At 73.1% G+C, this 8413-nt stretch carries 9 protein-coding genes and 1 pseudogene; 3 read left to right on the plus strand and 7 right to left on the minus strand.

The window, feature by feature from the left end:
- Nucleotides 1–154 precede the first annotated feature (154 nt).
- On the plus strand, nt 155–1294 hold the full coding sequence (locus AB8Z75_RS27805) for a tyrosine-protein phosphatase (RefSeq protein WP_369206700.1): 1140 nt from the start codon (nt 155–157) through the stop codon (nt 1292–1294).
- A 38-nt stretch (nt 1295–1332) separates the two neighbouring features.
- Here AB8Z75_RS27805 and AB8Z75_RS27810 read toward each other — a convergent pair whose 3' ends face one another.
- The 4 genes from AB8Z75_RS27810 to AB8Z75_RS27825 form a co-directional block, all read right to left on the minus strand.
- Nucleotides 1333–2160, minus strand: coding sequence for an alpha/beta fold hydrolase (locus AB8Z75_RS27810; protein ID WP_369206702.1), 828 nt, complete (start codon nt 2158–2160; stop codon nt 1333–1335).
- 130 nt (nt 2161–2290) lie between these two features.
- The gene (locus tag AB8Z75_RS27815; RefSeq protein WP_369206704.1) at nt 2291–3280 is read right to left on the minus strand and encodes an alpha/beta hydrolase fold domain-containing protein; all 990 of its coding nucleotides are present in this window, start codon (nt 3278–3280) and stop codon (nt 2291–2293) included.
- A complete protein-coding gene (locus AB8Z75_RS27820) occupies nt 3277–4098 on the minus strand; it encodes an SDR family NAD(P)-dependent oxidoreductase (RefSeq protein ID WP_369206706.1) in 822 nt (273 codons plus the stop codon). Before AB8Z75_RS27820 ends, AB8Z75_RS27815 begins: the two co-directional genes overlap by 4 nt.
- Before the next feature lie 17 nt (nt 4099–4115).
- Nucleotides 4116–5276, minus strand: coding sequence for an LLM class flavin-dependent oxidoreductase (locus AB8Z75_RS27825; protein WP_369206708.1), 1161 nt, complete (start codon nt 5274–5276; stop codon nt 4116–4118).
- A 393-nt stretch (nt 5277–5669) separates the two neighbouring features.
- On the opposite strand from AB8Z75_RS27825, the gene AB8Z75_RS27830 reads away from it, so the two are divergent.
- Entirely contained in the window at nt 5670–6317 is a 648-nt protein-coding gene (locus tag AB8Z75_RS27830; RefSeq protein ID WP_369206710.1) for a PadR family transcriptional regulator, read from the plus strand.
- A gap of 7 nt (nt 6318–6324) precedes the next feature.
- Here AB8Z75_RS27830 and AB8Z75_RS27835 read toward each other — a convergent pair whose 3' ends face one another.
- Nucleotides 6325–6591, minus strand: coding sequence for a dihydrofolate reductase family protein (locus tag AB8Z75_RS27835; RefSeq protein ID WP_369206712.1), 267 nt, complete (start codon nt 6589–6591; stop codon nt 6325–6327).
- A 289-nt stretch (nt 6592–6880) separates the two neighbouring features.
- Here AB8Z75_RS27835 and AB8Z75_RS27840 point away from each other — a divergent pair.
- A pseudogene (locus AB8Z75_RS27840) lies at nt 6881–7132 on the plus strand (TetR/AcrR family transcriptional regulator); the annotation flags it as partial.
- A gap of 104 nt (nt 7133–7236) precedes the next feature.
- Here AB8Z75_RS27840 and AB8Z75_RS27845 read toward each other — a convergent pair.
- Together AB8Z75_RS27845 and AB8Z75_RS27850 are read right to left on the minus strand one after the other, a co-directional pair.
- Nucleotides 7237–7839, minus strand: coding sequence for a hypothetical protein (locus AB8Z75_RS27845; protein ID WP_369206714.1), 603 nt, complete (start codon nt 7837–7839; stop codon nt 7237–7239).
- Nucleotides 7840–7892: 53 nt separating this feature from the next.
- Nucleotides 7893–8413: flavin reductase family protein (locus tag AB8Z75_RS27850; protein WP_369206716.1), on the minus strand; the 521-nt coding region annotated here is incomplete at its 5' end.

Raw genomic sequence — 8413 nt, forward strand, 5'->3', positions numbered from 1 at the left:
GCGAGGAGCTCTGGCCCGGACCGGGCGGGGTGAGGAGGTCTGGCCCGGGTCGGGCGGGACGAGGAGCCCTCGCCGTCGCCTGCGGGCCGGGGGCCCGTCCCGGTCACCGGGCGCGCGCCTGTCAGGGCCGCGCCGCCCTTCCTACGTTCACGGCATGCGACTGACATACAGAGCCCCGAGGGGCCGAAAACGTGCGCGGGTCGGGGCGGCGGTCGGCGTCGTCGCCCTGGTGGCGGCAGGGTGCGGCAACGAGACCCGCCAGGGGAGCGGGGAAGTGGCGCCGGGCGTCATCCCGTTCACCTCCGCCGTGGTGACCGACCACGCGGACGGCACCTCGACGGTGCGCTGGTCGGCCCCGGGCGCAGGCTCGGTCACCGTCTACGCCGAAGGGGAGGGCGCGGAGGGGGCCGAGGGCGGGAACAAGAGCGGTCCGGTCGCCGAAGGGGAGGCGCGTGACGCGGTCACCCTGCGGGCACCGGAGCAGGACGGGCGCCGGTGGTTCCGACTGGTGCCCGACAAGGGCCGCTCTCTCCGGCTCGCCGACCGCTCCCTCCACCTCGCCTCCGTCCCCAACTTCCGCGACGCGGGCGGGTACCGCACCACCGACGGGCGCTGGGTGGCGATGGGCAAGCTCTACCGTTCGGCGAGCCTCGACCGGCTCTCCGCCGCCGACCGCCGCACGCTGCGCCGCCTCGGCATCGACCCCGTGCTCGACCTGCGCACCGCCGGCGAGGCACGCAAGCAGCCCGACGCCCTCGGCAAGGGGCAGCGGGCGCGGCGGCTCGACGTGCTCGGCGGCGGTGAGTCCATCGCCAACACCCAGCCCACCTCGGCGCAGCACGCCCGCACGCTGCTGCGGGACTCCTACGGCGACTTCGTCGCCAAGAAGACCGGTCGCGAGGCCTACCGCGACCTGTTCGGCGCGGCAGCGGACCCCGACGGCAAGGCGGTCCTCTACCACTGCACCGCGGGCAAGGACCGCACCGGATGGGCCTCGGCGGCCCTCCTCACCGCGCTGGGCGTGCCCCGCTCCACCGTCGTACGCGACTACCTGGCCTCCAACCGCTACCTGACCTCCTACAACCGCCAGGCCCGCGCCCACCTGCCCGACGCGGTGGAGGACGCCTACGAGCCGCTGCTCGGCGTGCGGGAGCCCTACCTCGACGCGTCCTTCGCCCGCGTCGACCGCGACTACGGCACCTTCGACCACTACCTGTCCTCGGGCCTGCACCTGGCCGACGACGACCTGGCCACCCTGCGCGACGCACTCCTGGTGGGCGAGCCGGAGCCCTGACGGAACCGGCCGGCCGGTGCGGCGGGGGCCGTTGCCGCTCAGCTTCCGAGGAAGGCCAGCAGGTCCTGGTGGAAGCGCTCCTTGTCGCCGGGGACCAGGGCGAGGCCGTGGGAGCCGCCCTCGTAGACCTTCAGCGTCGCGTCCGGGAGGAGGTCCGCGGCCCGGCGGGCCGTGGCCTCCAGGGGCACGATGCGGTCGTCGTCGCCGTGGACGACGAGGGTGGGGAAGGTGAACCGCCGCAGATCGTCGGTGAAGTCCGCGTGCTGGAAGGCCGTCACGCAGTCGACGCCCGCCTTGATGCTCTGGTGCATGGCCATGTACCAGAAGGCGTCCTTGTTGCCCTGCGTGGCACGGGTTCCCGGGGCGTCCGCGCTGAAGAACTGCCCGGCCAGCTCCTGCCAGTACTGCGAGCGCTCCCGCAGGATGCCGTCCCTGATGTCGTCGAACACCTCTCCCGGCACGCCCTCGGGGTTGCCGTCGGAGCGCAGCATGGCGGGCGTGATCGCCGACAGCAGGACGGCCTTGCTGACCCGCCCCGCGCCGTGCAGTCCGATGTAGCGGGCCAGTTCGCCCCCGCCCATGGAGTGTCCGACCAGCACCACGTCCCGCAGGTCGAGGTGGGTGAGGAGGCAGTTGAGGTCCTCGGCGAAGGTGTCGAAGCCGTAGCCGTCCCAGGGCTGTGCCGAGCGGCCGTGGCCGCGGCGGTCGTGGGCGATGCCGTGGTAGCCGTTCTCGGCGACGAGCTTCAGCTGGTCGTCCCAGGCGTCGGCGTCGAGGGGCCAGCCGTGGATGAAGACGACCGCGGGGCCCTCGCCCCAGCTCTTGTAGAAGATCTCCGTGCCGTCGCGGGCCGTCACGGTGCTCATGGGCGCCTCCTCGCGGGTCACACGTCCCGTTAGACGCTAGGCCATCGGGAGGAGGCGCGCAAAAGGTGCACGAGGGGGGAAAGGGTTTAGTGGGGTGTGCAGGGAGAGGGGGGCGCGAGTGGTCTGTGTGTCACGTCCGGGAAGCCAGCATCTCCCGCAGCCAGGCCGCCGCCTCCTGAAGGGCCTCCTGGGCCTCGGGGAGGAGGCCGAGGAAGCCGAGGAAGCCGTGGAAGACGCCGGGCGCGGTGCGCTGCCGCGCGGACGGCAGCCGGTCCGCGTAGGCCAGGCCCTCGTCGCGCAGCGGGTCGCACCCGGCGGTCAGGACGTAGGCGGGCGGCATGGCGCGCAGTTCCTCGTCCGTGGCCAGTGACGGCGCCGTGTACGCGGTGGGAGCGGCGCCTGCGAGGTAGTGGTCCCAGTACCAGCGCATGTCCGAGGTGGTCAGGAAGTACCCGCCGGCGTCGCCGTAGGTCCGCATGGAGCCGGTCGCCAGCCGCGCGTCCAGCGCCGGATACACCAGGAGCTGTGCCACCGGCAGGGTGCCGCCCCGCTCCGCGGCGAGCAGACAGGCCGCGGTGGCCAGAGCGCCGCCCGCGCTGTCACCCGCGACGGCGATCCTCGCGGGGTCGCCGCCCTCCTGCTCCCGTATCCGCTCCGCGGCCCAGCGCAGCGCCGCGTACGCGTCCTGGACGGCCGCGGGCGCCGGGTGCTCGGGGGCGAGCCGGTAGTCGACGGAGACGACCAGCGCACCGGTCAGGTGGGCGAGTTCGCGGCAGAGCCCGTCGTGGGTGTCCACATCGCACAGCACCCAGCCGCCGCCGTGGAAGAAGAGGACGGTGGGCGCCTCGCTGCGCGGCGTGTCCGCCGACCGGTAGACGCGGACCCGCAGGGTGGTGCCCGGTACGGCGCCGGGTATCGCCCGGTCCCCGACCGAGGCGAGCGGACGCGGCACGCTGGACGTCCGCGCCGCCAGCCGCCGCTGCCGACGCACGTCGGTGTCGGGCCCCAGCTCGCCGAACGCCTCGCTCATCGCGTCCACGATCCTTCGGGCCGCCGGCGTCAGCGCGTCGGCCGCCCCGGCCCCCGGCACTGTTCCGCTCTCCGTCCGCCGCTCGCTCATCGGGCCGCCAGACCGCCGTCGACGGCGAACTCCGCGCCGGTCACGTACGAGGAGGCGTCCGAGGCCAGGAAGAGCACCATGCGGGCCACGTCCTCGGGGGTGCCGATGCGCCGCATCGGCACGTTGGGGTACTCGCGCTCGCGCACCCGTGCCCCGCCGCCCGTCACTCCGGCGATCATCGGAGTGTCGATCATGCCGGGATGGACGGAGTTGACGCGCACCCCGTCGGCGGCCACGTCCAGCGCCGCCGACCTCGTCATCCCGCGCAGCCCGAACTTGGTCGCTCCGTATGCGGCGTGCCCCGGTATGCCGGTGAGGCCCGCGGTGGAGGAGATGTTGACGACGGAACCGCCCCCCGCCTCGCGCATCGCGGGCAGCACGGCGCGGATGCCGAGGAAGGGGCCGAGCAGGTTGACGTCGAGGAGCGTGCGGAACCGCTCCTCGCTCTCCTCGCCGACCGGCGCCGTATGCCACAGGGCGGCGTTGTTGACCAGCACGTCGAGACGGCCGTAGCGCTCGGTCACGGTGGCCACGACGCGGTCCCAGTCGGCGGCGCGGGACACGTCGTGCCGCACGAAGAGCGCCGCGTCCGTGCGGGTGGACGCGGCGCCGATGGCCGCGGCCAGTTCGGTGCCGTCTGCCTCCCGGACGTCGGTCAGTACGACGGTGGCCCCCGCGGCGGCGAGCATCCGCGCGTGTGCGGCACCTTGGCCGCGGGCCGCACCGGTGACGACGGCGACGCGGCCGGTCAGGTCGAAGGGCGAGTGCGCCGGGAGCGCGGGCCCGTGCGGGGAAGCGGCGGAGGAGGTCGCGGTCATCTGTCAGCCCTCCCCGCTCACGCGTCCGCGTCCGTGTGCGTGTCCGTGTGCGCGTCGCGCGTCCGGAACTGGGGGATCACGTGTGCGCCCCACTGCCGGATCGTCTCCAGGCACGCCTCCTGCGGCACGGTGCCCATCTGGATCAGGCACATCACCTCGTCCACACCGATGTCGGCGAGCTGCCGCACGTAGTCGACGGCGCGGGCCGCGTCGCCGTACGCGTGCTCGGCGTTGAACGTGCCGGTGTCCACCGGGCGGGCCGGGATGTCGGCCTCGTGCAGCTTGGCGACCAGCTCCTCGCGGTCCTTGGCCATGGCCGCCACGTGGTCCGTGTATCCGAGGGACTCGGCGTAGGCCGTCGGCGCGGGCGCGTTGCCGTACCAGTGGGCGATCGACTCGGCGAAGAAGCGCTGGCCGCGGGTGCCGAGGCGCAGCGCCAGATCGGCGTCGTCCAGCACGATCGTGGGGCAGAGCGCCGCGAGGTGGTCGTTGGCACGGTCGGAGACGAAGCGCTCTCCGTCGCGGGCGGCGCGGGCGTCGTCGTAGACCTTGCGCATCGCGCGGACGTCGTCGGCCCCGGCGAACCCCATCACCAGGGCGCCGACCCCGAGTTCGGCCGCCATCTTGAGCGTCTCGTGCTTGCTGCACGCCATGAACAGCGGCGGATGCGGGGTCTGCACGGGGCGGGGGAGGACGGCGCCGGGGCCGATGTCGAGCGAGCCGTGCCACTCGAACCGCTCCTCGCGCCAGGCGGCGGAGAAGATCCGCAGCGCCTCCTCCATCTGCGGGTACGTGTCCTCGGGCCGCACCCCGAACATCGACATCTCCTGCCTGGTGGCCCCGCGCCCGGCGCCGACGTCGACCCTGCCGCCGCTGAGGACGTCCAGCATCGCGGCCCGCTCGGCCACCCGGACCGGGTGCTGGTAGCCGAACGGCATGGTGACCACGCCGTGGCCGATCCGGATGCGCCGCGTCCGTGCCGCGACCCACGTCAGGAAGATCTCCGAGGCCGACATGTGCGCGTACTGGGCGAGCGAGTGGTGTTCGACCGCCCAGACGCGGTCGAATCCCATCTCCTCGGCGAGCACGGCCTGCTCGACGCAGTCGTGCAGGACCTGCCGTTCCTGGGCGGGCGAGGGGTCCGCCAGCTGCGCTTCAAAGATCATCGAGAACTTCATGAGGTATTCCTAACAGGTATACCTGCCTCGCTGAGCGAGGCGTGTCACTGACCGGGACGCGGCCTTACGGGGCCCGCGCCCCACGCCCGCCCTCGGGCCGGGCGACCCCCGAACGCGGGGTAGAGGGCGCGGGCTCCGGCCCTCGCTCCGCGAGCCTCAGAGCAGAGAGGGCTCGTTGCCGGGGCGGGCGGGGCCCGTCGCCGGGTGGAGAAGGCCTGTTCGGCAGCTCAGGCCCCGACCCGCTGCCCCCCTGGTTCGCCGCGCTCGACAGCGTAGAGTCGGCGGCCGGGTAAGGAATCGGGTAAGGAATCCGGCAGGCGCCGGTACTCACCGGTACTCAAAGGGTGCGGTGCGCGGTGGCGCGCACGGCGTACGAAAGGCGTGCGGGGCGCGATGACGGAGGAGAGCACGGGCACGGACGGCGAAACGCCGAAGGGCGGTCGAGTCCCCGAGCGGCGCCCGCTGCCGCCCACCAGTTGGGCGGTACTCGGTCTGCTCTCCTTCGAGCAGGAGCTGTCCGGCTACGACCTGAAGAAGTGGGCCGACTGGTCGCTGAGCTTCTTCTACTGGTCGCCCTCCTTCAGTCAGATCTACAGCGAGCTGAAGCGCCTGGAGGGGGCCGGTTACGTCACCTCGCGCAGCGTCCCGCAGGCGACGGGCAACCGCGACAAGCGGGTCTACTCGATCACGGACGCCGGCCGGCGGGCCGTGCGCGAGTGGGCGCGCGGCGCGGCCGTCGAACCGCCCGTGCTCAAGCACGGCGTGATGCTGCGCATCTGGCTCGGCCACCTCCTGGAGCCGGACCAGGCCCGCGACATCCTGCGCGAACACCAGGCCAACGCCGCCAAGATGGTGCACCGCGCACAACTGGACGCCGAGGGCGCGGAGGGGGAGCCCTCGTGGGCGTACCCCCGGCTGGTGCTGCGCTGGGCGGAGCGCTACTACGAGGCCGAGCGCCGGCTCGCCGAGGACATGCTGGCCGACCTCGACGAGCTGGCCCGGGAACAGGAGACCCCGGGCCACGGGGGGCCCGGCGCGTAGCCTCGGATCACCGCTCCCGCTCGTAGGTCGTCCTGCTGACCCCCGAGGGGTACTCGCGGGTGGTGACGGCCCGGAACGCGGCCGGGGAGAACGCCCCGTCGAAGAGCGGGACGCCGGCGCAGGCGACGATCGGGTTGCGCTTGATGATCAGCTCGTCGATCTCCGCCAGCAGTGTGGCCGCCAGCTTTCCGCCGCCCACCAGCCAGATGTCGACCCCCTCCTGTTGCTTCAACTCCCGCACGACCTCCGCCGGGTCGCGGTCCGCCACGAGCATGACTGGTCTCGCAAGCTCGTCTACTACGCCGCCGTCACCCTCGACGGTTTCATCGCGGGCCCCGAGGGACAGTTCGACTTCTTTCCCATTCCCGACGGATTCGACGACCTGGCCGCGGCGATCTGGGAGGAGCTGCCCGAGACCGTCCCCACGCAGGCCCGTGCGGCGCTGGGCCTCCCGGACCGGCCCAACCGCAGGTTCGAGGTGGCACTGATGGGGCGCGGCAGCTACGAACCGGGCCTGAGCGAGGGGGTCACCAGCCCCTACGCACACCTGGGAGGCCACCCGGCGGCCCGAGCTGTACGAGGAACTGACGGGCTTCCTGCGGGAGGAGTTCAACGGCCTGATCGCCTACCACAACGAGATCGGGATGCCCGGCGACGACATGGGCGTCGCCCTGCTCTACCTGGCGATGACAGGCCTGCTCGTGGACGAGATGACGCTCCCCGACATCCTGCGCGCTCCGTACGACGTCGACAGCCTCATCGCCGCGATGGTGCCCCGGGTCTTCGGCGACAGCGCGCCCGACGCGGACGGGTAGACCCGGACGCCCTCTGACCGCCACGGCCTACGGCAGATCCGCTCCGCACGCACGGAGGACTGAGCCCCGGGCCTTTCCGGGTCCGGGGCGGCGGCCGGCCGCCGTCACTCCGCGCTGTCGTCGAACCAGGTGTCGAGAACGGAGTCGAGGTCGTCGGCCCACTCCTTGGCCTGCTTCCGGGAGCTCGCCTCGACTTCCGCGTCGAAGCGGCGGTGGCCTGTCGTGCAGACGCAGACCTGGAAGCGGCGGCCGAACCGGGCGGTGCCGATTTCGACGGCGCCGATCTCGCTCCATTCGAACCGGGCCTCCGCGTCGTCCAGGCGAAGCAGCACGCCGCGGCCGTCCGCGATGACGGCGGCCCGACGGTCCGAGACCTCGAACGAGGGCCCCTCGGGAGGCGCCTCCTCCTGCTCTTCGTCGGCGTCGGAGTCTGGGGCGGAGTCGGAGTCGGAGTCGGCTTCGGCTTCGGTGCCGGCGGCGGCATCGGCGGCGGCACCGTCGTGGTCCGCCCCGGTCTCGGCTACCTGCGAGGGATCCGTCGCCTCCTCGCCGTCCTGGCTCCCGTCGGCGGGTTCCGGCGGCGCCTGGTCGTCGGTGGGTTCCGGTTCCGCCGGGGTGGCGGTGAGGGTGTCGAGGCCGGGTACGTAGGTCGGGTCCGTGCCTGCGCTGAGCACGGCGGGCTCGGCTGTGTCAGGTCGTTGCTCCACGAGGCCAGTATGGCGACAGGACCTGTGCGCCGTTCAGCGCCCCCTGCTCGCGCTCACGCCGCATGGGTTCCGTACCCGCCGTACGTGCGCCGGAAGTACAGCAGGGGGCCCGCTTCGCGGGGTTGGTGGAGGGCGGTGACGCGGCCCACCGCGATGGTGTGGTCGCCGCCGGGCAGCTCGTTTTCGACGGTGCATTCGACCAGGGCGAGGGCGCCGTCGAGGAGCGGGGCGCCGTTGCGGCCGGGCTGCCAGCTGACGCCGGCGAACTTGTCGCCGCCGCTGACGGCGAACGAGCGGGAGAGGGTGTGCTGGTCCTCGGCCAGGATGCTGACGGCGAAGTGGCCGGCTGCCCGGATGCGCGGCCAGCTCGTCGAGGTGCGGGCGGGGGCGAAGCAGACGAGCGGGGGGTCGAGGGAGAGGGACGCGAAGGACTGTACGGCCATGCCGGCCGGTGTGCCGTCGTCGCCGGTCGCGGTGACGACCGCGACGCCCGTGCAGAAGCTGCTCATGACCTGGCGCATCAGTTCCGGGTCGACAGCCGGCGCGGCGAGGCGGCCGGTGGAGGGGCCGGTGG

The organism is Streptomyces sp. PU-14G, from assembly GCF_041028275.1.
Lineage (GTDB): Bacteria > Actinomycetota > Actinomycetes > Streptomycetales > Streptomycetaceae > Streptomyces.

Coding starts and splice junctions, on each gene's coding strand:
- AB8Z75_RS27815 (WP_369206704.1), bottom strand. CDS start 3,280: ATGAGCGAGCGGCGGACGGAGAGCGGAACAGTGCCGGGGGCCGGGGCG.
- AB8Z75_RS27810 (WP_369206702.1), bottom strand. CDS start 2,160: ATGAGCACCGTGACGGCCCGCGACGGCACGGAGATCTTCTACAAGAGC.
- AB8Z75_RS27830 (WP_369206710.1), top strand. CDS start 5,670: ATGACGGAGGAGAGCACGGGCACGGACGGCGAAACGCCGAAGGGCGGT.
- AB8Z75_RS27805 (WP_369206700.1), top strand. CDS start 155: ATGCGACTGACATACAGAGCCCCGAGGGGCCGAAAACGTGCGCGGGTC.
- AB8Z75_RS27835 (WP_369206712.1), bottom strand. CDS start 6,591: ATGCTCGTGGCGGACCGCGACCCGGCGGAGGTCGTGCGGGAGTTGAAG.
- AB8Z75_RS27825 (WP_369206708.1), bottom strand. CDS start 5,276: ATGAAGTTCTCGATGATCTTTGAAGCGCAGCTGGCGGACCCCTCGCCC.
- AB8Z75_RS27820 (WP_369206706.1), bottom strand. CDS start 4,098: ATGACCGCGACCTCCTCCGCCGCTTCCCCGCACGGGCCCGCGCTCCCG.